Origin of the sequence: Halomonas urmiana (genome assembly GCF_005780185.1) — a bacterium.
Taxonomy (GTDB): domain Bacteria; phylum Pseudomonadota; class Gammaproteobacteria; order Pseudomonadales; family Halomonadaceae; genus Halomonas; species Halomonas urmiana.
In genome coordinates, this window is record NZ_VBUI01000013.1 from 81,384 (window position 1) to 105,317 (window position 23,934).

At 67.3% G+C, this 23,934-nt stretch carries 16 protein-coding genes; 10 read left to right on the forward strand and 6 right to left on the reverse strand.

Going from position 1 to position 23,934, the window contains the following annotated elements; translation table 11 throughout:
• Positions 1-75 precede the first annotated feature (75 nt).
• From ampD to FEI13_RS09835, 6 genes are all read left to right on the forward strand, one after another.
• Positions 76-639 carry a 1,6-anhydro-N-acetylmuramyl-L-alanine amidase AmpD gene (ampD, locus tag FEI13_RS09810; RefSeq protein WP_138181356.1) on the forward strand — a complete coding sequence of 188 codons (564 nt, stop codon included), beginning with the start codon at positions 76-78 and terminating at the stop codon, positions 637-639.
• 340 nt (positions 640-979) lie between these two features.
• On the forward strand, positions 980-3,652 hold the full coding sequence (aceE, locus tag FEI13_RS09815) for a pyruvate dehydrogenase (acetyl-transferring), homodimeric type (protein ID WP_138181357.1): 2,673 nt from the start codon (positions 980-982) through the stop codon (positions 3,650-3,652).
• 75 nt (positions 3,653-3,727) lie between these two features.
• Positions 3,728-5,776, forward strand: a complete 2,049-nt coding sequence (aceF, locus tag FEI13_RS09820) for a dihydrolipoyllysine-residue acetyltransferase (protein WP_138181358.1) — start codon at positions 3,728-3,730, stop codon at positions 5,774-5,776.
• 289 nt (positions 5,777-6,065) lie between these two features.
• The gene (adk, locus tag FEI13_RS09825) at positions 6,066-6,722 is read left to right on the forward strand and encodes an adenylate kinase (RefSeq protein WP_138181359.1); all 657 of its coding nucleotides are present in this window, start codon (positions 6,066-6,068) and stop codon (positions 6,720-6,722) included.
• Positions 6,723-6,844: 122 nt separating this feature from the next.
• The gene (gene tsaB, locus FEI13_RS09830) at positions 6,845-7,549 is read left to right on the forward strand and encodes a tRNA (adenosine(37)-N6)-threonylcarbamoyltransferase complex dimerization subunit type 1 TsaB (RefSeq protein ID WP_138181360.1); all 705 of its coding nucleotides are present in this window, start codon (positions 6,845-6,847) and stop codon (positions 7,547-7,549) included.
• A complete protein-coding gene (locus FEI13_RS09835) occupies positions 7,546-8,313 on the forward strand; it encodes a class I SAM-dependent methyltransferase (protein ID WP_138181361.1) in 768 nt (255 codons plus the stop codon). The genes tsaB and FEI13_RS09835 overlap by 4 nt, the downstream gene beginning before the upstream one ends.
• 16 nt (positions 8,314-8,329) lie before the next feature.
• On the opposite strand, the gene plsB is transcribed toward FEI13_RS09835, so the two are convergent.
• Positions 8,330-10,783: a glycerol-3-phosphate 1-O-acyltransferase PlsB gene (gene plsB / locus FEI13_RS09840; RefSeq protein ID WP_240036490.1), complete on the reverse strand. Its 2,454-nt coding sequence runs from the start codon at positions 10,781-10,783 to the stop codon at positions 8,330-8,332.
• A 127-nt stretch (positions 10,784-10,910) separates the two neighbouring features.
• Here plsB and FEI13_RS09845 point away from each other — a divergent pair, with 127 nt between their 5' ends.
• Positions 10,911-12,032, forward strand: a complete 1,122-nt coding sequence (locus tag FEI13_RS09845; RefSeq protein WP_138181362.1) for a phospholipase D-like domain-containing protein — start codon at positions 10,911-10,913, stop codon at positions 12,030-12,032.
• A gap of 150 nt (positions 12,033-12,182) precedes the next feature.
• On the opposite strand, the gene FEI13_RS09850 is transcribed toward FEI13_RS09845, so the two are convergent.
• Positions 12,183-12,845, reverse strand: coding sequence for a YecA/YgfB family protein (locus FEI13_RS09850; RefSeq protein ID WP_138181363.1), 663 nt, complete (start codon positions 12,843-12,845; stop codon positions 12,183-12,185).
• A gap of 101 nt (positions 12,846-12,946) precedes the next feature.
• Here FEI13_RS09850 and FEI13_RS09855 point away from each other — a divergent pair, with 101 nt between their 5' ends.
• From FEI13_RS09855 to FEI13_RS09865, 3 genes are all read left to right on the forward strand, one after another.
• On the forward strand, positions 12,947-13,507 hold the full coding sequence (locus FEI13_RS09855) for a SprT family zinc-dependent metalloprotease (RefSeq protein WP_138181364.1): 561 nt from the start codon (positions 12,947-12,949) through the stop codon (positions 13,505-13,507).
• Between the two features lie 159 nt (positions 13,508-13,666).
• Complete coding sequence (gene acs / locus FEI13_RS09860; RefSeq protein WP_138181365.1) at positions 13,667-15,616, forward strand: acetate--CoA ligase; 1,950 nt, start codon at positions 13,667-13,669, stop codon at positions 15,614-15,616.
• 217 nt (positions 15,617-15,833) lie between these two features.
• A complete protein-coding gene (locus FEI13_RS09865; protein ID WP_138181366.1) occupies positions 15,834-16,496 on the forward strand; it encodes a LuxR C-terminal-related transcriptional regulator in 663 nt (220 codons plus the stop codon).
• 227 nt (positions 16,497-16,723) lie between these two features.
• Here the strand turns inward: FEI13_RS09865 and FEI13_RS09870 are convergent, their stop codons facing one another.
• The 4 genes from FEI13_RS09870 to FEI13_RS09885 form a co-directional block, all read right to left on the reverse strand.
• Positions 16,724-20,668, reverse strand: a complete 3,945-nt coding sequence (locus FEI13_RS09870; protein WP_138181367.1) for a hybrid sensor histidine kinase/response regulator — start codon at positions 20,666-20,668, stop codon at positions 16,724-16,726.
• Between the two features lie 69 nt (positions 20,669-20,737).
• Complete coding sequence (locus FEI13_RS09875; protein WP_138181368.1) at positions 20,738-21,253, reverse strand: hypothetical protein; 516 nt, start codon at positions 21,251-21,253, stop codon at positions 20,738-20,740.
• A gap of 116 nt (positions 21,254-21,369) precedes the next feature.
• Positions 21,370-23,166 carry a sodium:solute symporter family protein gene (locus FEI13_RS09880; RefSeq protein WP_138181369.1) on the reverse strand — a complete coding sequence of 599 codons (1,797 nt, stop codon included), beginning with the start codon at positions 23,164-23,166 and terminating at the stop codon, positions 21,370-21,372.
• 6 nt (positions 23,167-23,172) lie between these two features.
• On the reverse strand, positions 23,173-23,433 hold the full coding sequence (locus FEI13_RS09885) for a DUF4212 domain-containing protein (protein WP_138181370.1): 261 nt from the start codon (positions 23,431-23,433) through the stop codon (positions 23,173-23,175).
• Between the last annotated feature and the right edge of the window lie 501 nt (positions 23,434-23,934).

Here is a 23,934-nt window from a genome sequence, read left to right on the forward strand (position 1 = left end):
GGGTCCATCTCTGTGCGGGGAAGCTTGAGCGGGTCATTATAGGGGAAACCCATGCATCGACGTCAGGGAAAAACCATGCGCATCGACGACGGCTGGCTGGTGCCGGCCCGGCGGCTCGCCTCGCCCAACCAGGACGTCCGCCCGACGGGGGAGGTCTCGCTGCTGGTGCTGCACTCGATCAGCCTGCCGCCGGGGGAGTTCGGCGGCGAGCATATCGAGCGGCTCTTCACCAACCGGCTCGATCCCGCGGCGCACCCCTTCTTCGCCGCGATCGCCGGCCTGTGCGTCTCGGCCCATCTGCTGATCCGTCGCGACGGGGAGTGCGTGCAGTTCGTGCCCTTCGAGGCCCGCGCCTGGCACGCCGGGCGCTCGCGCTGGCAGGACGGTGCCCTCGAGCGGCGGGCGCTGAACGACTTCGCCGTGGGCATCGAGCTGGAGGGGGACGAGGTAACGCCCTACACCGGCGCCCAGTACCGGGCCTTGGCGAGCGCCACCGCGGCGATGCTGGCGCGCTATCCGGCGCTCACGTCGCGTCGCATCACCAGCCACGCCCGGGTAGCCCCGCTGCGCAAGAGCGACCCCGGTCCCGCCTTCGACTGGGCCTACTTTCGCCAGGAGCTTGGAAAAATACGTACTTAGGCACCAAGCTCGACGTGCCGGCTCCGCGGCTCCGGCGTCGGATGAGCCGCACGGGGTAGTTCTCCTACAGCGGCTCGAATCCGGCCGGTTTTGGCGGGTAAATACCCCCTTACCCTCCTACGCTGCGGTGCAATATGGGTATTTGAAAAACATTTCCACTCTATCTTGAATTGGCAGGGACCAGCGTTTACGGTATCTTCGCGCTAACAGCGGGGCACCCTGTGCATTGTCTTGTAAAACAACTACAGGCATGACGCGTTGGGGCGCTAACCCCGATCATGAGTGCCATTTCGCCCCTCTGCGGGGCTGTAGTTCCCCACCGTCATTCGGAGAGACGTCTATGAGTCTGGAATCAAGAGAAGATCTCGATCCGGTCGAAACCACGGAATGGTTGGATTCCCTGGAATCGGTCCTGGATCGCGAGGGCGAGGATCGTGCCCGGTACCTGATGACTCGCCTGGCCGACCGGGTGCGGCGTGATGGCATGCAGGTGCCCTTCTCGGTGACGACCCCGCATCGCAACACCATTCCGGTGCACCGCGAGGCGCCGATGCCGGGCGACCTGTTCATGGAGCGTCGCATCCGCTCGCTGATCCGCTACAATGCCATCGCCCAGGTGATTCGCAACAACCGCGCCAACCCGGGCCTGGGCGGGCACATCGCCAGCTTCATGTCGGCGGCGACCCTCTATGACGTGGGCTTCAACCACTTCTTTCGCGCGCCGAACGGCGACTTCGAGGGCGACCTGGTCTACATCCAGGGTCACGTGGCGCCGGGCGTCTATGCTCGCGCCTACCTCGAGGGCCGCCTCACCGAAGACCAGATGGACAAGTATCGCCAGGAAGTGGACGGTGACGGTCTCTCGTCCTACCCGCACCCCTGGCTGATGCCGGACTTCTGGCAGTTCCCCACGGTGTCCATGGGCCTCGGCCCCATCCAGGCCATTTACCAGGCCCACGTGATGAAGTACCTGGATTCGCGTGAACTCAAGAACATGCACGATCGCAAGATCTGGTGCTTCATGGGCGACGGTGAGTGCGACGAGCCGGAGTCCCTCGGTGCCATCCACCTGGCGAGCCGCGAGAAGCTCGACAACCTGATCTTCGTCATCAACTGCAACCTGCAGCGCCTCGACGGCCCGGTCCGCGGCAACTCGCGGATCATGGACGAGCTCGAGGGCGTCTTCCGCGGCGCCGGCTGGAACGTGCAGAAGGTCGTCTGGGGCCGCCTGTGGGATCCGCTCTTCGAGAAGGACACCAAGGGCATCCTGCAAAAGCGCATGGATGAGGCGGTCGACGGCGACTACCAGAACTACAAGGCCAACGGCGGCGCCTACACCAAGGAGCACTTCTTCGGGAAGTACCCGGAGACCGCCGAGATGGTCAAGGGCATGTCCGACGAGGACATCTGGAAGCTCAACCGTGGCGGCCACGACCCGTTCAAGGTCTACGCGGCGTACCACGAGGCGACCCAGAACGCCAACGGCCGTCCCACCGTGATCCTGGCGCACACCGTCAAGGGCTACGGCATGGGTGGCGGCGACGGCGAGGCCGCCAACGAGGCGCACCAAGTCAAGACCATGGAGTACGAGGCGCTCAAGACGTTCCGTGACCGCTTCGGCATTCCGCTCACCGACGAGCAGCTCAAGGAGGTGCCGTACTACAAGCCCGAGGACGACTCCCCGGAGCTGAAGTACATGCACCTGCAGCGTGAGCGCCTGGGTGGCTACCTGCCGAGCCGTCGCAACGACTTCGAGTCGCTGCCGATCCCGGCGCTGGAGGACAAGACCTTCGCCTCCCAGACGGGCGGCTCCAAGGGTCGCGAGGTCTCCACCACCATGGCCTTCGTGCGCATCCTCAACGGCCTGGTCAAGGACAAGAAGATCGGCGAGCGCGTGGTGCCGATCATCCCCGACGAGGCGCGCACCTTCGGCATGGAGGGCATGTTCCGCCAGCTCGGCATCTATACCTCGGAAGGGCAGAAGTACGAGCCGGTGGACAAGGGCCAGATCATGTTCTACCGCGAGGATCAGAAGGGTCAGATCCTCGAGGAGGGCATCACCGAGGCCGGCGCCATGTCGGCGTGGATCGCCGCCGCGACCTCCTACTCGAACAATGCCACGACGCTGCTGCCGTTCTACGTCTACTACTCGATGTTCGGCTTCCAGCGCATCGGCGACCTGGCCTGGGCCGCCGGCGACATGCAAGCCCGCGGCTTCCTGGTCGGCGGCACCGCCGGTCGCACTACCCTCAACGGCGAGGGGCTGCAGCACCAGGACGGCCACAGCCACCTGCAGGCGTCGATGATCCCGAACTGTCGCAGCTACGATCCGACCTATGCCCATGAGGTGGCGGTGATCGTTCAGGACGGCCTGAAGCGCATGTTCACCGACAAGGAGAACTGCTTCTACTACCTGACGGTGATGAACGAGAACTACGAGCAGCCGGCGCTGGAGGACGTGCCCGCCGCCGATATCATCAAGGGCATGTACCTGCTGCGCGAGACAAAGGGCAAGAAGGGCCGCGTGCAGCTGATGGGCTGTGGCACCATCCTGCGTGAGGTCGAGGCGGCCGCCGAGATGCTCGCCGAGGAGTGGGGCGTGGGCGCCGACATCTGGAGCGTCACCAGCTTCAACGAGCTGCGTCGCGAGGCCCTGGAGATCGACCGTCAGGCCTTCATCAATCCCGAGGCCGAGGCGGGCAAGCCCCACGTCACCGCCTGCCTGGAGGGGCGTGAGGGTCCGGCTATCGTCTCCACCGACTACATGAAGCTGTTCGCCGACCAGGTCCGTGCCTGGGTGCCGACCGACTACCATGTACTCGGGACCGACGGTTACGGCCGCTCCGACACCCGCGAGAAGCTGCGTCACTTCTTCGAGGTCGATCGTCGTTTCGTCACCGTGGCCGCGCTCAAGGCGCTGGCCGACCGCGGCGAGCTGGATCGCAAGGTCGTCGGCGAGGCGCTCAAGAAGTACGGCATCGATCCGGCCAAGCCCAACCCGCTTGCGGTGTGAGGCGTCGCCCGAGCGATTCGGTGGCATGGCGGGCCCGCGGGCCCGCCCCCGTCAAGAGTTTGAAGGAGCGCGACCTTGAGTAGCGAAATCATCAAAGTTCCGGACATCGGTGGCGATACCGATGTTGAGATCATCGAGATCGCGGTGGCCGAGGGCGACGTCATCGCCCCCGAGGACACCCTGATCACGCTGGAGTCCGACAAGGCCAGCATGGACGTGCCGGCGCCCAAGGGCGGCAAGGTGCTGAAGGTCCTGGTCAAGGAGGGCGATACCGTCTCCGAGGGCGACGACATCGTCGAGATCGAGGCCGAGGGTGGCGGCGACGCCGACGCCGGTGGCAAGGAAGAGGCCGAGAAGGCCCCCGAGCCCGAGAAGGCCGCCGAGCCGGAGGCGGCGTCTGCGCCCGCGCCGGAGAAGCCCGCGGCCAAGAAGAGTGGTGGCGGCAAGCAGACCGTCGAAATCAAGGTGCCCGACCTCGGCGGCTCCGCCGACGTCGAAATCATCGAGGTGGCGGTGGCCGCGGGCGACCAGGTCGACGCGGAAGACACCCTGATCACCCTAGAGTCCGACAAGGCCTCCATGGATGTGCCGAGCCCCCAGGCCGGCAAGATCGTCAGCCTGACCGTCAAGGAGGGCGATACCGTCTCCGAGGGTGATGTCATCGGCACCATGGAAGTCGAGGACGCGAGTACCGGCGAGGGCGGCGGTGACGCCGAGCCCGCCGAGTCGGCGCCCGCGCCGGCCGAGAGCGCCCCGCCGGCCGAGGCCCCGGCCGAGGACGAGAGTGCCGGCGGCGGCGAGCCGGAGCGCAAGGAAGTCCGCGTACCGGACCTCTCCGGCTCCGCCGACGTGCCGATCATCGAGATCGCCGCCAGCGCCGGCGACGAGGTCGACGAGGAGGACCCGCTGATCACCCTGGAGTCCGACAAGGCCTCCATGGACGTGCCCAGCCCCTACAAGGGCAAGCTCCTCGAGCTGACCGTCAAGGAGGGCGATACCGTCTCCGAGGGTGACCTGATCGGCTATATCGAGGTGGCCGGCACTCCGGTGGCCGGCAGCAAGCCCGCCGCCAAGCCGGCGGCGAAGGCGCCCGAGAAGAAGCCGCAGCAGAAGGCCGAGGCGCCGGCCGCGAAGGCCTCCGGGACTCCCGCCGGCTCGCCGAGCCCCGAGGCGCAGATGGCCGCCCACAAGCCGCGCGACGGCAAGTTGGTGCACGCCGGTCCGGCGGTGCGCATGCTGGCCCGCGAGCTGGGCGTCGACCTGGGGCTGGTCAAGCCCAGCGGCCCCAAGGAGCGCGTGCTCAAGGAGGATGTCCACGCCTACGTCAAGCAGGTCATGGACGGCAAGGCGAAGACCCCCGCCGCGGCGGCACCGGCCGCCGCCGGCAGCGGCATTCCGCCGATTCCGGACCAGGACTTCAGCCAGTTCGGCGAGGTGGAAGAGAAGCCGATGGGTCGCCTGATGAAGATGGGCGCTACCAACCTGCATCGCAGCTGGGTCAACCTACCCCACGTCACGCAGTTCGACGAGGCGGACATCAGCGAGCTGGAGGCCTTCCGCAAGTCGATGAAGGCCGAGGCCGAGGCGCAGGGCGCTAAGCTCACGCCGCTGCCCTTCTTGATCAAGGCCTGTGCCTTCGCGCTGAAGAAGTATCCGCAGTTCAACGTCAGCCTGAAGAGCGACGGCGAGACGATCGTGCACAAGAAGTATGTGCACATCGGCATTGCCGTGGACACCCCGGACGGCCTGATGGTGCCGGTGATCCGCAACGCCGACCAGAAATCGCTGATCGAGCTGGCCAAGGAGTCGGTGGAGCTGGCCGGCAAGGCGCAGTCGAAGAAGCTCAAGCGCGACGAGATGACCGGCGGCTGCTTCACCATCTCGAGCCTGGGCTCCATCGGCGGCACCGCCTTCACGCCGATCGTCAACGCCCCGGAGGTCGCCATCCTCGGCATCTCCAAGGCGCAGATGAAACCGGTGTGGGACGGCGTGGCCTTCCAGCCGAAGCTGATGATGCCGCTGTGCCTCTCCTACGATCACCGGGCGGTCAACGGCGCCGATGCCGCGCGCTTCACCGCCTTCCTGGGTCAGGTGCTCACGGACATCCGCCGCCTGCTGCTGTAAGGCGCGCGTCGTCCGCTTGGGTCGACCCGAGCACTCGACCCGAGCACTCGCCCCACGCAACGGCGCCGCAAGGCGCCGTTGTCGTTTGCGGGACTCTCCTCAATCAGGGCTTGGCTCAAGCGGGGCAGACCAAAGTGCAACTTGGCCGCAGGGGGTTGATGCCGCACTCTTTTTTCCTCTTTAGCGACCTGGATCGGGGCCCTTCGCTTGTCTGCGCCCGGCGGCGCGGTTATCGTTCGCTCCTTACCTTTCTTCGTCGACCAGAAACACACTTATAAGGAGCAGTCAGATGCGTTTGATCCTTTTGGGCGCCCCGGGTGCCGGCAAGGGTACCCAGGCCCAGTTCATCTGTGAGCGATTCAATATTCCACAGATCTCCACCGGCGACATGCTGCGCGCCGCGGTGAAGGAGGGCAGTGAGCTAGGGCTCAAGGTCAAGGAGATCATGAACAGCGGCGGCCTGGTGTCCGACGACATCATCATCGCCCTGGTCAAGGAGCGCATCAGCCAGCCCGACTGCGCCAACGGCTTCCTGTTCGATGGCTTCCCGCGCACCATCCCGCAGGCTCAGGCCATGCGCGATGCCGAGGTGAAGATCGATCACGTGCTGGAGATCGCCGTCGATGACGAGGAGATCGTCAAGCGCCTGGCCGGCCGCCGCGTCCACCCGGGCTCCGGTCGCGTCTACCACCTCGAGTACCAGCCGCCGAAGGAAGAGGGCAAGGACGACGTCACCGGTGAGGCGCTGATCCAGCGCGATGACGACCGCGAGTCCACGGTGCGCAACCGCCTGGCGGTCTACCATGAGCAGACCGCACCGCTGGTCGACTACTATCAGCAGTGGGCCAAGGAAGCGCCCGAGGCGGCTCCGGCCTACCATCGTGTCGAGGGTGTGGGCAGCATTGATGACATCACCGGTCAGGTGATCGAGGCCCTCGAGGGCTGAGCTTCGCGCGATGCCTCCCCCCGTGCATCGCACGTCGCCGAAGGCCCGCCATGCGCGGGCCTTCGTCGTTGGCGGCGGCGGGCGTATAATGCTGCGACATTTTCCGCCGTGACCTCTTGCCCATGCCGATCCTGCTGGCCCTGGATGCCTCCTCGAGCGCCTGCTCCGCCGCCCTACTGCGCCGCCGCGAGGGCCTCGACGACGAATTGATCTCACGCTTCGCCCTGACCCCGCGGGAGCATACCCGGCGCCTGCTGCCGATGGCCGACGAGGTGCTCGCCGAGGTGGGCCTGGCGGCCTCGGCGCTCGACGCCGTGGCCTACGGACGGGGGCCCGGTTCCTTCACCGGACTGCGCATCGCCGCCGGCGTCGCCCAGGGCCTCGCCTTCGGCCTCGACCGCCCGCTGATCGGCGTCTCGACGCTCGAGGCGCTGGCCCTGGGGGGACACCGTCGCCACCATTACCGTCGGCTGATCACCGCCCTGGACGCCCGCATGGGGGAGATCTACGTGGCCGCCTGGCAGTGCCGCGACGGTCGCCTGGAGGCGCTCATGGAGGAGGCGGTGATGCCTCCGGAGCGGCTGCGCCTGCCCGAGGGCCTGGGTGACGCCGACTGGGTCGGCATCGGGTCGGGCTGGAATCTCCGCGAGCAGATGGGCGTCGAGGTGCAGGCGGGGCTCGGCCTCTGCCTGCCCGATGTCGAGGCCGAGGCCGCCGATATGGCATTGCTGGCCATGGAGGCGCTGGCGCGGGGTGAGGCCCGCCCGGCTCACGAGGTGCAGCCGGTCTACCTGCGCAACCAGGTCGCCTGGCAGAAGAGCCGATGAGCGGCGTCGCGGTCCGGGACCCCGCGCTCTATCCGCTGGCCCGGCGCCTGGGGCTGCCCATGGTCGACGAGGGCGGGACGGACGAGCCCGAACTGACCCTGGCCCGCCGGGATGATCGTCTGGTGCTGGCCGGCGATCCGCATCGCTACGGTCATCCGTTGGCGGTGGACTTCGTCGCCGGGCGCGCCGCTCACCGGCGGCGCTTCGGTGGCGGTCGCGGCCAGCTCGTCGCCCGCGCCTGCGGCCTGGCCAAGGGCGTCACGCCCTCGGTGGTGGACGCCACCGCGGGGCTTGGCCGCGATGCCTTCGTGCTGGCGAGCCTGGGCGCCGAGGTGCTGCTGGTGGAGCGGGTCGCGGCGATCTTCGCGCTGCTCGAGGATGGCCTGGCGCGGGCCCTGGCCGATCCCGAGACCCGCGAGATCGCCGCGCGCATGCACTTGGTGCACGGCGATGCCGGTCGCGAACTTGTGACCCTGGTGGCGAGCCGCGAGGTGGCCCCCGAGGTGATCCACCTCGATCCGATGTTTCCCCATCGCGACAAGTCGGCGCTGGTCAAGAAGGAGATGCGCCTCTTCCGCACCCTGGCCGGCGACGACCCAGACGCCCCGCGGCTGCTCGAGGCGGCGCTCGACGTGGCGACCCATCGGGTGGTGGTCAAACGACCGCGCAAGGCGCCGCCCCTGGAGGGCCCGCCGCCGCGCCACATCATCGCGGACAAGACCAGCCGCTACGACCTTTACGTGCATCGCCGCCTGGGCGCCTGAGCTCAGTCCTCGCCTCTTATCCTTCACCCCGGCGGCTGACCAGCTGCAGTCGATGGCGCAGCGCCGGGTCGAACAGCGCCCGGCTTTCGCGGGCCGCCTCGCGCAGCGCCTCGTCGAACGTCAGGCGGCCGTCGTCGGGGGCGAGCCATCCGCAGGCCGTCAGGCTCTCCACCAGGCCGGCGAACAGCCGCGCATCGAAGAACTCCGGGGCGTCACGTCCCGAGAGCAGGGCCAGCCGCTCGGCCAGCAGCCGGCTGCGCTCGGTGAGCGCCTCGGCGGTGAAGTGTCCCGAGGGCTCGTTCAAGAGCACCGAGAGCAGCAGGTAGCCCCGCTCCAGCGAGGGCTGCATCAGCGCACCGAGCATGTCGAGCTGCTCCCCGGCCGCCAGCGACTCCCGGGGCCGCCGCCAGCCCTCGCCCTCGCGCTCCAGGAGGCCCTCTTCGCCCAGTGCCTCGAGCATCGCGGACAGGTCGTCGCGTAGCGCGGGGGCGGGCTCGATGGAGAGCTCCCGGGCCAGTATCGGCCAGCCGGGGCCGAGCAGGGCCGCGAGGTCGTCCAGGCGGTGGGCGGCCTGGTGTCGGAAGGCGAAGGCGGTGAGGCCGGCGAGGGCGAAGAGGTGCAGCACGTTGTTGCGGTACCAGCCCAGCAGCCCGGCCTGGCGCTCGTCGGCGACGATGATGTCGCCCAGCGGATGGGGGTGACGTTCGATCATGCCCAGCGTCGCCACCTGCTCGATCCACGCCTCGGGCGTGCCCGTCGGCAGGCTCGCGTCGCGACCGCCCGGCAGGCGTCGCTGCAGGGCCACCAGCAGCGTCAGCTGCTGGGTCAGCAGCCCGACCTCGATGGCGCGGTGGGGCGTGGCCAGCAGCACCAAGGCGACCAGGTTGGCCGGGTTGAGCGCGGCGGCGGCGTTGATGCGCCGCGAGAGCGTCTCGCCGAGCGCCGGGACGACCCGGTTGAGCCAGGCGGGGCGCGGCGCGTCGGGTGCCTGCCACCAGCCCGGCACCTGGGCGTCGAGGAAGGCGGAGAGCGACAGCGGCTCGCCGACGTTCACGTCCACCCGCCCGTGGGGCTGGCGCAGCCGTCGCGTCATGCCGAGCAGCGCCAGCGGCGACTCCCGGCGCTTGTCGGCCCCGCGCATCTCGCGCTGGTAGCTGGCGTTCTCGAGGATGCGCTCGTAGCCGAGATAGACGGGCACGAAGAGTACATCCCGGCCGCCCTCCCGTCGGCTGCGCAGGAAGGAGCGCAGGGTCATGGCGAGCATCCCCGGGCGGGCCGGCAGCAGGCGGCCGCTGCGCGAGCGTCCCCCCTCCATGAAGTACTCCAGGGGATGGCCCCGCGACAGCAGGCGGTGCAGGTACTCGTTGAACACCGCCGCGTAGAGGCGATTGTCGCGGAAGCTGCGGCGCATGAAGAAGGCGCCGCCGCGGCGCAGCACCGGGCCGATCAGCGGCATGTCGAGATTGCGCCCGGCGGCGATGTGCGGCGGCATCAGCCCTTCGCGGTAGAGTGCATAGGAGAGCAGCAGGTAGTCGATGTGGCTGCGGTGGCAGGGCACGTAGACCAGGGTGTGCTCGCCGGCCAGGGCCTTGACCCGCGACAGGCCGCGCACCTCGACGCCATCGTAGAGGCGGTTCCAGAGGCGCCGCAGGGCGCCGGCCATGAAGCGCATCACCGGGTAGGTCATGTCGGAGGCGATCTCGCGTCCGTAGCGGCGGGCACGTCGGGCGATTCGCGGGCGCGGTGCCTGCTCGGCCGTGGCGACCTCGCCGATGGCGCGCTGTACCCCGGCGCTGGCCACCACGCCGTCGATCAGCGTGCGCCGATGGGAGAGATCGGGGCCGAGCACTCGGGTGCGGGTGCGTCGAAAATGCCCTCTCAGCAGCCGGGCCACCTTGCGATTGGTGAGCGCCGGATCGCGGTCGTCATCGAGCTCGGAGAGGCGCAGCGGTGCGCCGAACTGCACCTCGACGTCGCGCCCGTTGACCGCCACCGAGAGCAGGCGGCGCAACCGCCCAGTGAGTCGCCAGCTGTCGGCGGCCAGCAGGTGCCAGACGCCGAAGCGCTTGCCCGGGGCGCGCCCCCAGAAGACGCTCACCGGCACCAGCTGCAGGTCGTGGGCGGGGTCGCGACGGTACTGCTCGATCAGCGGCTGGAAGGGCGCCGTCGGTCGCCGCCCGCGGCGCCACAGGCGACGCCCCGGGGCGGGCAGCGCCAGGCAGGCGGGCAGGGTCAGCTCGCCCGCGCGGCGTTGGCCGCTGGCCCCCGGCAGGCCGTGGGCGCGGGCCAGGGTCTCCAGCAGCAGGGTGTCGGAGAGCGCCGGGCGCGACAACACGTAGAGGACCGGCAGCGTCGGCGCCAAGGGGAGCGCCTCGGGGGCGGGCTCGATCAGCTGGATCTGGGTCCAGCGCCTGATCAGCGGCGTGAGGGCCGCGCGCAGCGCGCCGGCGAGCATGCGTGCAAGGCCCATCCTGTCGCCCCGGCTGGAAAAGAGCCGTCAGTATAACGCTCTTCGGTCCCTCGAGCAGGGGATGGCCTTTTCCCCGGGCGGTAAACATGCGTCAATGCCGTGACAGGTGGGCGACAGGGACGGAGCCATGCACGGCATGTGGCGAGACGGCAATCACTTCGCACTGCTGCCCGAAGCGGCGCGCTTCCTGCCGGCGATGTTCGAGGCCGTCGATCGGGCGCGCCACTTCGTACTGATCGAGCTCTACCTGATGGAGACGGGACGGCTGGCCACGGCCGTCAGCGAGTCGCTGCTGCGGGCCGCCGAGCGCGGCGTGTCGGTGATGCTGCTGCTCGACGGCTACGGCGCCATGGGCCTCGACGAGGCCGACCGTCGGCGGCTGGAGGCCGGCGGAGTGGCGCTGCGCTTCTTCAATCCCCTGGGGTTCGAGTCGCCGGTGCGCAACCTCACCCGGGATCATCGCAAGCTGGTCGTGGTCGATGGTGCCGAGGCCTTCACCGGCGGCTTCGGCGCCGTGGACGAGTTCCTGGATGCCTGGTACGAGGTCGCCGTGCACATCGAGGGGCCGGTGGTCGTCGACTGGGTGCGGCTGTTCTGCAGCGTGTGGGACTCGCCGTTGAGCCGCGGGCCCGGGGCGCCTTCGCTGGTGCGGGGCATCGAGCTTTCGCCGCGCCGCGACGAGGGCTACCATGGCATGCGCGGACGCGTGGTATGGGGCCAGGGGTATCGCTACCAGGCGATCCGCCACTCCCTGCATCGCCGGGTCGCGGCGTCGACGCGGCGGCTATGGATCTGCACGCCCTACTTCGTGCCCACGCTCACCCTGCGCACGCGCCTGACGCGCGCGGCGCGTCGCGGTGTCGACGTGCGGTTGCTGCTGCCCGGAAAGGTGCACGACCACCCCGGCGTGCGCTATGCCGGCCAGCGCTTCTACGGCCGGCTGCTGCGCGCCGGGGTGCGCATCTTCGAGTTCCAGCCCACCTTCATCCACGCCAAGTTCTCGCTGGTCGACGACTGGGTCAGCCTCGGCTCCTGCAACTTCGATCATTGGAGCCTACAGTGGAACCTGGAGGCCAACCAGGAGGTGGACGATGCCCGCTTCGCCGCCCGGGTCGCCGAGCTGTTCGAGCGCAACTTCGCGACCAGCGAGGAGATCGATCCCGAAGCCTGGGCGAGGCGGCCGCGCTGGCAGCGGTTCAAGGAGTGGCTGTTCGGCCTGGTGGACGGCCTGCTGACCCGACTGCGCTGACCCGGCTTCGCCGGTTCAAGCTTGAAGCTGGAAGAGCGGCGCTTCGCGCCTGGAAGCTCGAAGAAAGGGCTTGATACCGCTGGAGGACGATGCAAACTGACTTCCAGCTTCCAGCTTCCAGCTTCCAGCTTCCAGCTTCCAGCTTCCAGCTTACGACTTACGGCTGTCCTTGCCCTTGCCGCGACCGGCGGGCGCTTTGCGTCGCGGCTTGGGCTTGGGCGTCTCTGGCGGAACGCGATAGTGCAGGTAGAGATCGAGCAGCAGCTCCGGCAGCTGGCCGACCAGGCTCTCCAGCCGCGCACTGTCGCCGGCCAGTTCGGCCATGTCGGGCTCGTCCTCGAACAGCCCCGAGAGCAGCATGAAGGGCAACAGCAGGGTGGCGGCGGCCTCCTCATCGTCGTCGAACCAAGCGGCCTCGTCGAGGAACACCCCCTCCATGAAACCGGCGCACCAGTCGCCGATCGGCGTCTCTTCGGGCGGCACTTCGCCCAGTTCGAGCTCAAAGGGCAGCTCCGGTAGCCCGCCGCCCTCCAGCACCTCGATGGCGTTGGCGCGCAGGCGCTCCAGCAGCCCGAGGATCGCCTCTCGCTCGGCGTCGTTCTCGAAGGTCGGCTCGCCATGGAAGAGCTCGGCGACCCAGGTCGCCGCCGGCACGTCGCGCGGGGCCACCGCCAGCGCGACGAGGAAGCCGTGGGCGCCGATCAGGTCCAGGGCGTCGGCATCGACGCGCTCGGAGTCGAGGAAGTCATCCAGCAGGTCGAGCTCCTGGTCCTCGAGCAGCGGCTGGGGAAGGGGCGTTTCGGCATCGGACATGACGGCTCTCGCAGGGAAGCGGTGCAGGGTGGACGGGGTGATGCCACGGGCGCGATGCCCGGGCTTTACGCGTAGAGACAGACCAGCCATTCTAGCATCCCATGATGGCTCCCGCGCTTCCCGACCCTGACACCACCCGACTCGATGCCCTCGAGCGCGAGGCCCTGCATCGCGTCCTGATCGCCCGGGTCGAGGCGGCCTGGCGACTGTGCCGCGAGGTCCATCCGGCCCTGCCGCGCCCGGCAGTGTGGCTGGACCTGCGCGGCAAGTCGGCCGGCCAGGCCCATTTCGGGCGCGGTGGGCTGCGCTTCAATCCGGTGCTCTTCGACGAGAACCGCCGGGCCTTCCTGGTCGAGGTGGTGCCTCATGAGATGGCCCACTGGCTGGTGCATCACCTCGAGGATGGCGGGCGGGCGCGTCCCCACGGTCGCGAGTGGCAGACCGTGATGCGCTCGCTGTTCGGCCTCGCCCCCACCACCACCCACCGCTTCGATACCCGGCGGGCGAGTCCCGCGCCCTACCGCTACCGCTGTGCCTGTCGCGAGCACGCCTTCACCGCACGCCGTCACGGCCTGGCCCGGCGCGGAAGCCGCTATCGCTGCCGGCACTGCGCTCAGACCTTGGTCTATTGCGATCGGTCGGCGTTTGAAAAGTCCGTTTAAGTTATTGTTATAAAAAAGAAATTTGATCATACCAATGTCTAAGGGGAAGGCCGCCTGCACAGGTATATGCTGAGGGCACGTCGTGGTGCCGACCCGCCAACAACAACAGGGTCGGTGACATACACTGATGAGGGTGCATCTCTTGGAAGAGGCCAATCAATGACCGAGCATCAGAAAGTCCATCCGGTACGTGACGATTTTGCCGCCAACGCCTGGGCCGACAAGGAGAAGTATCAGGCTCTGTACCAGCAGTCCGTGAACGACCCCGAAGGGTTCTGGGCGGAGCAGGCCAAGCGCCTCGACTGGTTCAAGGCGCCGACCAAGATCAAGCACACCCAGTTCGACACCCACAACGTCGACATTCGCTGGTTCGAGGACGGTGTCCTCAATGCCAGCGTCAACTGCCTGGATCGTCACCTCGAGACGCGTGGCGACCAGACCGCGATCATCTGGGAAGGCGACGACCCCGCCGATTCCAAACACATCACCTATCGCGAGCTCTACGAGGGCACCTGTCGCCTGGCCAACGGCTTCAAGGAGCTCGGCGTGGGCAAGGGTGACGTGGTCACGCTCTACATGCCGATGATTCCCGAGGCCGCCATGGCGATGCTCGCTTGTGCCCGCATCGGCGCGGTGCACTCGGTGGTGTTCGGCGGCTTCTCGCCGGATGCCGTGGCCCAGCGCGTGATCGGCGCGAAGTCCAAGCTGATCATCACCGCCGACGAGTCCGTGCGCGGCGGCAAGCAGGTGCCGCTCAAGGACAACGTCGATGCCGCCCTGACCCGCGCCGGCACCGACGTCTGCGAGAAGGTGATGGTGGTCAAGCGCACCGGCGGCGAGATCGAGTGGAAGGAAGGTCGCGACGTCTGGTACGAGGATATCGTCGCCAAGCAGTCCAGCGACTGCCCGGCCGAGGAGATGAACGCCGAGGACCCGCTGTTCATCCTCTATACCTCCGGCTCCACCGGCGCGCCCAAGGGGCTCAAGCACACCACCGGTGGCTACCTGCTGCATGCCGCCCTGACCCACCAGTACGTGTTCGACTACAAGGACGGCGAAGTCTACTGGTGCACCGCCGATGTCGGTTGGGTCACCGGCCACAGCTACATCGTCTACGGTCCCCTGGCCAACGGTGGCACCACGCTGATGTTCGAAGGGGTGCCGAGCTATCCCACCCACGGCCGCATGGGCGAGATCGTCGACAAGCACAACGTCGCCATCCTCTACACCGCGCCCACCGCCGTGCGCGCGCTGATGGCCCACGGCGACGACGTCATGGCATCGAGCCAGCGTGACAGCCTGCGCCTACTCGGCTCGGTGGGGGAGCCGATCAACCCCGAGGCGTGGGAGTGGTTCTACCGCGTGATCGGCAACTCGAAGTGCCCCATCGTCGACACCTGGTGGCAGACCGAGACCGGCGGCATCATGATCGCGCCACTGCCCGGCGCCGTCGACCTCAAGCCGGGCTCGGCGACCCTGCCGTTCTTTGGCGTGATGCCGGCTCTGGTGGACAACGAGGGCAACATTCTCGAGGGTGCCACCGACGGCAACCTGGTGATCCTCGACTCCTGGCCGGGGCAGGCGCGCTCCATCTGGGGTGACCATGATCGGTTCATCCAGACCTACTTCTCCATGTACAAGGGGATGTACTTCACCGGCGACGGTTGCCGTCGGGACGAAGACGGCTACTACTGGATCACCGGTCGCGTCGACGACGTGCTCAACGTCTCCGGTCACCGCATGGGCACCGCCGAGATCGAGTCCTCGCTGGTGGCTCACGAGGCGGTGGCCGAGGCGGCCGTGGTCGGCTTCCCCCACGACATCAAGGGGCAGGGCATCTACATCTACGTGACCCTGGGCGACGGCTTTGAAGAGAGCGATGAGCTCAAGAAGGAGCTGACCCAGTGGGTGCGCAAGGACATCGGTCCGATCGCCTCGCCGGACGTCATCCAGTGGGCACCGGGGCTGCCCAAGACCCGCTCGGGCAAGATCATGCGCCGCATCCTGCGCAAGATCGCCGCCAACGAGTGCGACGGCCTGGGCGACACCAGCACCCTGGCGGATCCCTCGGTGGTCGATGAGCTGATCGAGCATCGCGCCAATCGCTGAGGGCAATGCCCCCAGTGCGACAGCGGAGACCGAGCCGGCCCCACGGGGTCGGCTTCTTCATGTCGGGCGATGACAGAGGAGGGCCCGCGACCCGATCGGGACCTCATTGTTTCTCGCCTCTTGGGAATCGCCGGGGCCATGGGGTAACATGCGACAACAATAGAGAGCCCAGCGTGGCGGTCGTCGGTCCGCCGCCCGAGGAACCGGAGGAAGATCCATGGCCTTTGCCCAGAAATTCATCGTTGCCGATGACCATCCGCTGTTCCGTGCGGCCCTGACCCAGGCCCTGCGTCAGCTGGCGCCCCAGGCCGAGATCGTCGAATCCGATACCATGGCGGCCACCACTGACGTGGTCACCCGGCATCCCGATGCCGACCTGATCCTCCTGGACCTGCACATGCCGGGGGCCCACGGTTTCTCCGGCCTGATCCAGCTGCGCGGCCAGACGCCGGACATCCCGGTGGCGGTGGTGTCGGGCAGCGACGAGGTCCACGTGGTGCGCCGGGCCATCGACTACGGCGCCTCGGGATTCATTCCCAAGTCCTCGTCCCTGGCGCTGATCGCCGAGGCGGTGGGCGAGATCCTCGACGGCGAGGTGTGGCTGCCGGCCGAGATTGCCGACGCCCTGGGCGAGGCCAACGAGGACGAGACCCGCTTCGCCGAGGCGATCGCCTCGTTGACCCCCCAGCAGTTCCGGGTGCTCAACATGCTCACCGAGGGGCTGCTCAACAAGCAGATCGCCTATGAGCTCAGCGTCTCCGAGGCGACCATCAAGGCCCACGTCACCGCCATTCTCAGAAAGCTTGGCGTGCACTCCCGCACTCAGGCGGTGATCGCCGCGCAGAAGCTCGAGGTCGAACCGCCCAGGGTCGAGTCCTGACCTTCGGCCAGGAGCCGTAAGACCGGCGCTTCGCGCCTGGAAGCTTGAAGGGCCGGGCTGCGCCCGGAGCTGGAAGAACGCCCGCTTCGCGGGCTTAAGCTTGAAGCTGGAAGAAAGACCTTGACCCCGTAGGTACTGGACTTATGCTGCCTTCCAGCTTCCAGCTTCCAGCTTCCAGCTTCCAGCTTCCAGCTTCCAGCTTCCAGCTTCCAGCTTCCAGCTTCCAGCTAGGCGCGAGGTGCGCGGCTGGCCTGCAGGGTGCGAGTGAGCAGGGCGCGCAGTGCGGCCGGGCGCACCGGCTTGAGCAGTAGCTGATAGCCCGCCCGCTTGATCTCCTCGGCGACCTCCTCGGTGCGATCGGCGGTGATCACGATGCCCGGCACGGCCTCCTCCAGCCGGTCGCCCAGGGCCTCCAGGGCCATCAGTCCGGTGACCTCGTTGTCCAGGTGATAGTCGGCGAGTATCGCGTCCGGGCTGCCGTCGAGGTGGCGCAGCACCGACTTGGCGCCGCCGATGGTGGTGGCCGTGAAGACCTCGCAGCCCCAGCCCGAGAGCATCGCCTTCATGCCCTCGAGGATCAGCGACTCGTTGTCGATACAGAGGATGCGCGTGCCGTCGAGCTTGTTGCCGGCTCGCTTGGGGGCGGCGTCCTCGGCCTGCTGGGTCGCGGTGCGCGGTGCCACCGTCGGCACGCTGACCGAGAACATGGTGCCGATGCCCTCCCGGGAGCACACCCGGATGGGATGGTCGAGCACCCGCGCCATGCGGTCGGCGATGGAGAGTCCGAGCCCCAGCCCCTTCTCGCTCTCCTTGTGCCGAGTGGTCTGATCGAGGCGCCGGAACTCCTGGAAGATCTCGGCCTGCTTGGCCTCGGGAATCCCCGGGCCAGAGTCCCACACCTCGATGGTGAGCCGTTCGCCGTGGCGGCGGCAGCCCAGTAGGACGCGGCCCGCCTGGGTATAGCGGATGGCGTTCGACAGGAAGTTCTGGACGATCCTGCGCAGCATCTGGGGGTCGCTGTCGACCCACTGACCGGTCGGCACCACCACCAGGTCCAGCCCACGCTCCTCGGCCATCACCGCGAACTCGGCGCGCAGCGGCCGGATGATGTCGGCCAGCGCGAAGTGGCTGCGCCGCGGGGTCAGGGCGCCGGCATCGAGCTTGGAGATGTCGAGCAGGGTGCCGAGCAACTCCTCGGCGGCCTGCAGGGAGTTGTCGATATGGCCGATGGTGCGCTTCATGTCCTCGGCGTCCATCTCCTGAGCCAGCGCCGAGGTGAAGAGCCGCGCGGCGTTGAGCGGCTGCAGCAGATCGTGGCTGGCGGCGGCCAGGAAACGCGTCTTGGAGGCGTTGGCGTCTTCGGCGAGCTGCTTGGCCTGGCGCAGGGCCAACTCGGCCTCGGCGCGGACCCGGTTCTCCTGGCGCAGGGCGGCGTTGGCCTCGGAGAGCGCCTGGGTGCGCTCGCGGACGCGCTCTTCGAGGGTCTCGTTGGTCTCCTTCAGCGCGATCTCGGCCCGGCGCCGCTCGGTGATGTCCTGATAGAGGGCGAAGAAGCCGAGTATCGCCCCGCTGTCGCCGAAGTGGGGCGTGTAGGTGACCAGCATGTAGCGCCGCGCCTCGCCGATGGGTAGCGAGACCTCGAAGTTGACCCGCTCGCCGGCCAGCGCGCGCTCGATCCAGGGCGCCCGCTCGCGGGCCATGTCGGGGGCGATGACCTCATCGACGCGCTTGCCGATCACCGCGTTGCGGTCGATACCGAAGGCCTGCTCGTAGGCGCGGTTGGTGAAGAGGTAGCGACACTCCTTGTCGAAGTAGGCGATCAGCGCCGGGACGTTATCCGTGTAGATGCGGATGTTGTTCTCCGAGCGGATCAGCGCCTCCTCGATGCGCTTCTGCTGGGTGATGTCCTGATAGGTGTAGACGAAGCCGCCGCCCGGCATGGGGTTGCCCTGGACCTCCAGCACGCTGCCGTCCTGGCGATAGCGCACGTAGCGGTGAGGCTGGCCCTCGCGGATGTTATCGATCAGCAGCCGCACGTGCTCCTCGGGGTCGCCGGGGCCGTACTCGCCGTTGTGGGCGTTGTAGCGGAAGATCTTGTCCATCGGGGCGCCGACGCGGATCAGGTGATCGGGGAAGCGGAACAGTTCCAGATAGCGCTGGTTCCACACCACCAGGCGCAGGTTCTGGTCGACCACGCTGATGCCCTGGTTGATGTTCTCGATGGTGGCCTGCAGCAGGGCGCGGTTGAACTCCAGCACCTGGGAGGCCTCGTCGACGATCGAGATCACGTCGGAGATGCCGATGCCGCGGCCCTGCAGGGCGGAGTTGACGACGATACGCGCCGAGGAGGCGCCGAGCACCGAGGCCAGGAAGCGCTCGGTGAACTGGATGACGTCGATGGAGGCCCGGGTATTGTCCTCCAGCGGCTTGCCGGTGCGCCGGGCATAGTCGTCGAAGGCGCGGCTCACCTGGCCGGCGCCCAGGAAGCGCTCGCACAGCACCTTCAGGTCGCCCACGGTGGTGGCGCCGGTCCAGGGGCGATTCACCGAGGTCTGGCGGGTCTCAACGCTGTCGACGAACAGCGAGGCCTGGATGCGCTCGACCACCCGCTGGGGGGTCATCTGGGAGACGAAGATGTAGCAGAAGAGATTCACGCCCAGCGAGAGCATCACGCCGTGGGTGAAGCTGTCGCCGACGTTGAGGCCGAACAGCGAGGTGGGGGCCAGCCAGGCGATGTCCAGGGGGCCGCCGTGGGCCCAGTCGACCGGCAGCACGCCGGTGGTGATCATGGTCGGCATCAGCAGGCTGTAGGCCCAGATGGCGAAGCCGGCGTTCATGCCGACGATCACCCCGAGCCGGTTGCCGCGCTTCCAGTAGAGGCCGCCGATCAGCGCCGGGGCGAACTGCGCCGCGGCGGCGAAGGACAGCATGCCGATGTTGGCCAGCGAGCTGAACTCGCCGATCAGGTGATAGACGCCGTAGGCCATCGCCAGGATCACCACGATGGTGATGCGCCGGGCGCGCAGCACCAGGCGGCCGTAGTCCCGCGGCTTGGTATCGAACCAGCGCAGGCGGAACAGCGCCGGGATGACGATCTCGTTGGAGATCATGATCGAGACCGCCACGGCGGCGACGATCACCATGCCGGTGGCCGCCGAGAAGCCGCCGATGAAGGTCAACAGCGTCAGCCAGGCGTTGTCGGCCGCCATCGGCAGGGCCAGCACATAGGTGTCGGGCTCGATGCGGCTCTCGGAGAACACGGTCAGGCCGGCCGCGGCGATCGGGATGACGAAGAAGGCGAAGGCCAGCAGGTAGAGGGGAAAGAGCCAGCGCGCCTTGGTGGCGTCGTCGCGGTGGATGTTTTCGACCACCGCGACATGGAACTGGCGGGGCAGACAGAGGATCGCCAGCATGGCCAGCAGGGTCTGGGCCCAGAAGCTCTGGCCGAAGTCCTGATCGGCGAGCTGGCGCTGCAGCGCCAGCTGCTCCTCGGCGCGGCCCAGAAGGTCGCCCAGGCCGTCGAACATGCCCCAGGTGACGTAGGTGCCGAGCGCCAGGAAGGCCACCAGCTTGACCAGCGACTCGAAGGCCACGGCGTGGATCAGCCCCTCGTGGTGCTCGGTGGCATCGGTGTGGCGGGTGCCGAAGAGGATGGCGAAGGCGGCCATCACCAGTGCCACGTAGAAGGCGGTGTCGCCGAACAGCGGGGCCCGGGTGATGTCCGAGGCGGCGGTGATCACGCTGAAGGAGGTCGCGACCGCCTTCAGCTGCAGGGCGATGTAGGGCAGGGTGCCGATCAGTGCCACGAGGCTCGCGAAGGCCGCCAGCGACTGGGTCTTGCCGTAGCGCGAGGCGATGAAGTCGGCGATGGAGGTGACGTTCTGGTGCTTGGCGACGCGGATCATCTTGGCCAGCACCGGCCAGAACAGCAGCAGGGTGAGGATCGGGCCGACGAAGATGCTGGCGAACGACCAGCCGGACGTGGCCGCCTGGCCCACGGCGCCATGGAAGGTCCAGGAGGTGCAGTAGATGGCCAGCGCCAGGCTGTAGATCACCGGGCGGCGTCGGCTCGCCCCGTGCTGGCGAGCGTGGCGGTCGCCGCGCCAGGCGATGGTGAACAGCACGGTGATGTACAGCAGTGAAACGACGATCAGCAGCCAGCCGGCGAACATGCACTCAACTCCCTTCCGAAGGCGCCCATTCTAGGGCAAGGCCGCTGCGCGGGGCAGCCGCCTCGCGGCTCAGGCCTGTGGGCAGAGCACCCCATAGAGCGGGGCGGACGCCTCGAGGCGGCGCATCGCCTCGGTGGCGGGCGTACGCGCCTCGCCCTCGAGGGGCAGCATCTCCCGAGTCGCGCAGTTCATCAGCCAGGCCTGGTGGCTCACCTGATCCACGTACTCCTTCTCGAAGCGGTAGAGCAGGAACTCGACCAGCCGTTCGCCGTTCGCCCGGCTGACCGCCAGCTGGTCCTGCTCGACGATGGTGAAGGCCGTGGTCATCGGGAAGAGGAAGGTCCAGGGACGCCAGAAGACCTGGCTCTCCTCCACGTCGATCACCTCGGCCGTGTCGGGCAGCTGCTGGCGCTTGTGCTCGAACCAGGAGTACTCGTGGTGGATCTGGTAGGCCAGCATGCCGAGCCCGGCGCAGACCGGGACGATCCAGCGCGGCAGGCGCTTGCCGCTGGCCAGGCGCAGGATCAACCCGACCCCCGCGGCGCCGAGGCCGGCGAATACCGCCGCAATCAGGTGCCATATCATAAATCATCTGTCCTTAAAGCAATCGGGCTTCCCTGAGGAAGCCCGATCGGGTGAGGTTCCGCGGCCCGGACTGGCCGGGCCAGGGGGGCCATTATGGCCCAGAAGGTCCTGAGACGTCAGTGCCCGGTGGCGACACCAGCGCCCTTCGGATAGCGAACGCTCTCCACCAGGTCCTGGATCTCCTGCGGAGGCTCCTCGGTGGCGTTGGAGACGATGAAGGCGACCGCGAAGTTGAAGATCGCGCCCACCGCACCGAAGGAGAGCGGGGAGATGCCCAGGATCCAATTATCCGGCGTGTTGGGCAGCATGTTGGTGCCCGGAATGAAGAACCAGCCCAGGTAGGTGAAGATATAGAGCAGGGTCGCACCGAGACCGGTCAGCATGCCCGCGACGGCGCCCTTGTTGTTCACCCGCTTGGAGAAGATGCCCATCATCAGCACCGGGAACAGCGAGGCACCGGCGATCCCGAAGGCCAGTGCGACCGTCTGCGCCGCGAAGCCGGGCGGGTTCAGGCCCAGGTAGGTCGCCAGCAGGATGGCGCCGGCCATGGAGATGCGTGCCGCCAGCATCTCGCCCTTCTCGGTGATCTTCGGGTTGATCATGGTCTTGATCAGGTCGTGACTGATCGCCGAGGAGATGGCCAGCAGCAGGCCGGCGGCTGTGGACAGCGCCGCGGCGATGCCGCCCGCCGCGATCAGGCCGATGACCCAGCTGGGCAGGTTGGCGATCTCGGGGTTGGCGAGCACCAGGATGTCGTTATTGACGTTGAGCTCGCTGCCGTTCCAGCCGCGCTGTTCGGCGGTCTCGGCGAAGGCCTCGTTGCCGTCGTTGTAGACCTGGATGCGACCGTCGTTGTTCTTGTCCTCGTACTGGATCAGGCCGGTCTCTTCCCAGGTCCGCACCCACTCGGGACGTTCCTCGTAGCGGATCGGGTTGGTGGTGGCGTCCTCGTAGTTTTCGACCTGGCCGGCCATGTCCGGATAGACGGTGGTCATCAGGTTCAAGCGTGCCATGGAACCCACGGCGGGAGCGGTCAGGTAGAGCAGGGCGATGAAGACCAGGGCCCAGCCGGCGGACCAGCGCGCGTCGGCCACCTTTGGCACGGTGAAGAAGCGGATGATGACGTGGGGCAGGCCCGCGGTACCGACCATCAGCGACAGGGTGAACAGCACCATGTTCAGCTTGTTGTCGACGTCGGCCGTGTAGTCGCGGAAGCCGAGCGCGTTGACCACGTCATCCAGCTTCTCGAGCAGCGGCACGCCGGATTCGGTGTGGGTGCTGAACATGCCCAGCCCCGGAATCGGGTTGCCGGTCAGCTCCAGGGCGATGAACACCGCCGGGATGGTGTAGGCGATGATCAGCACCACGTACTGCGCTACCTGGGTGTAGGTGATGCCCTTCATGCCACCGAATACGGCATATAGGAAGACGATGAAGGCGGCGATCCAGATGCCCCAGGTGTTGCTGACCTCGAGGAAGCGCGAGAAGGCCACGCCGGCACCGGTCATCTGGCCGATGACGTAGGTGATCGAGGCCACGATCAGGCAGATGACCGCGACCAGGCGGGCGGTGTTGCTGTAGAAGCGGTCCCCGATGAAGTCCGGCACCGTGAACTTGCCGAACTTGCGCAGGTAGGGTGCCAGCAGCATGGCGAGGATGACGTAGCCGCCGGTCCAGCCCATCAGGAAGGTGGAGTTGGCATAGCCGCCGGAGGCCAGCAGGCCGGCCATGGAGATGAAGGACGCCGCGGACATCCAGTCGGCGGCGGTGGCCATGCCGTTGGTGATCGGGTGAACGCCGCCGCCGGCGACGTAGAAGTCCTTGGTCGACCCGGCGCGGGCCCAGATCGCGATGCCGATGTAGAGGGCGAACGAGGCCCCTACGAACAGCAGGTTGATGGCAAACTGACTCATGCTGGCTTACTCCCCGAGTCCGAACTGTTTGTCGAGACGGTTCATCTTCCAGGCGTAGAAGAAGATGATCGCGATGAAGGTCAGGATCGATCCCTGCTGGGCGAACCAGAAGCCCAGGTCCGTTCCTCCTACTGGAATGCCAGCCAGTAGCGGGCGAAACAGGATGGCGCAGCCGTACGACACGAAGGCCCAGACGATCAGGCACCCCGTGATCAGGCGTACGTTCGCCTTCCAGTAAGCAGCGGCATTAGACTTGTCGTCTGCCATAGTGTTGCTCTCCACTTGTTGTTGAGATTGGAAAGTTGCCCGGAGCGTTTGCATCACTCATCAGGACAGTCGTGCCGACGGAACAGCCTCGATGGCGGAGTCTGAGCTGGCCTGTCATCGGGTGGCCCGCGGCCGGTCGTGGTGAAGTGTCGACGCGGGAATGCCCTGTATGGCTCATGCCCAAGTCTGGGCAGCAAACGCCTAAAATAAATCCCAGACTTTCGTATCATGACGACAGGCTGGTACAGGGTTTCTTTTTAAAATCCATTTTAATCAATTGCTTGCGACATTGTTTAGCAAGCGTTTTTGTTATCTTTAAGGTGCGCATAGGACGATGGTATAGCCTGGAAATGTCGCCGGGTTGAGGGGCGTCGTAACGCAGTGTTTGACCATGGTCTAAGGCGGCCAAGTTAGGACGATTGTCTAGGTCTTTATCCCATGCCGATTTTGCTATCGTTAAGGCTTGCTGGACGCCGAGTGCGCCGAGGTCAGCGGGGTGGT

Bases quoted from the DNA above. Each gene is read 5' to 3' on its own strand.
- ampD (WP_138181356.1), top strand. From the start codon at position 76: ATGCGCATCGACGACGGCTGGCTGGTGCCGGCCCGGCGGCTCGCCTCG.
- aceE (WP_138181357.1), top strand. From the start codon at position 980: ATGAGTCTGGAATCAAGAGAAGATCTCGATCCGGTCGAAACCACGGAA.
- adk (WP_138181359.1), top strand. From the start codon at position 6,066: ATGCGTTTGATCCTTTTGGGCGCCCCGGGTGCCGGCAAGGGTACCCAG.
- tsaB (WP_138181360.1), top strand. From the start codon at position 6,845: ATGCCGATCCTGCTGGCCCTGGATGCCTCCTCGAGCGCCTGCTCCGCC.
- FEI13_RS09835 (WP_138181361.1), top strand. From the start codon at position 7,546: ATGAGCGGCGTCGCGGTCCGGGACCCCGCGCTCTATCCGCTGGCCCGG.
- plsB (WP_240036490.1), bottom strand. From the start codon at position 10,783: ATGGGCCTTGCACGCATGCTCGCCGGCGCGCTGCGCGCGGCCCTCACG.
- FEI13_RS09845 (WP_138181362.1), top strand. From the start codon at position 10,911: ATGCACGGCATGTGGCGAGACGGCAATCACTTCGCACTGCTGCCCGAA.
- FEI13_RS09850 (WP_138181363.1), bottom strand. From the start codon at position 12,845: ATGTCCGATGCCGAAACGCCCCTTCCCCAGCCGCTGCTCGAGGACCAG.
- FEI13_RS09855 (WP_138181364.1), top strand. From the start codon at position 12,947: ATGATGGCTCCCGCGCTTCCCGACCCTGACACCACCCGACTCGATGCC.
- acs (WP_138181365.1), top strand. From the start codon at position 13,667: ATGACCGAGCATCAGAAAGTCCATCCGGTACGTGACGATTTTGCCGCC.
- FEI13_RS09865 (WP_138181366.1), top strand. From the start codon at position 15,834: ATGGCCTTTGCCCAGAAATTCATCGTTGCCGATGACCATCCGCTGTTC.
- FEI13_RS09870 (WP_138181367.1), bottom strand. From the start codon at position 20,668: ATGTTCGCCGGCTGGCTGCTGATCGTCGTTTCACTGCTGTACATCACC.
- FEI13_RS09875 (WP_138181368.1), bottom strand. From the start codon at position 21,253: ATGATATGGCACCTGATTGCGGCGGTATTCGCCGGCCTCGGCGCCGCG.
- FEI13_RS09880 (WP_138181369.1), bottom strand. From the start codon at position 23,166: ATGAGTCAGTTTGCCATCAACCTGCTGTTCGTAGGGGCCTCGTTCGCC.
- FEI13_RS09885 (WP_138181370.1), bottom strand. From the start codon at position 23,433: ATGGCAGACGACAAGTCTAATGCCGCTGCTTACTGGAAGGCGAACGTA.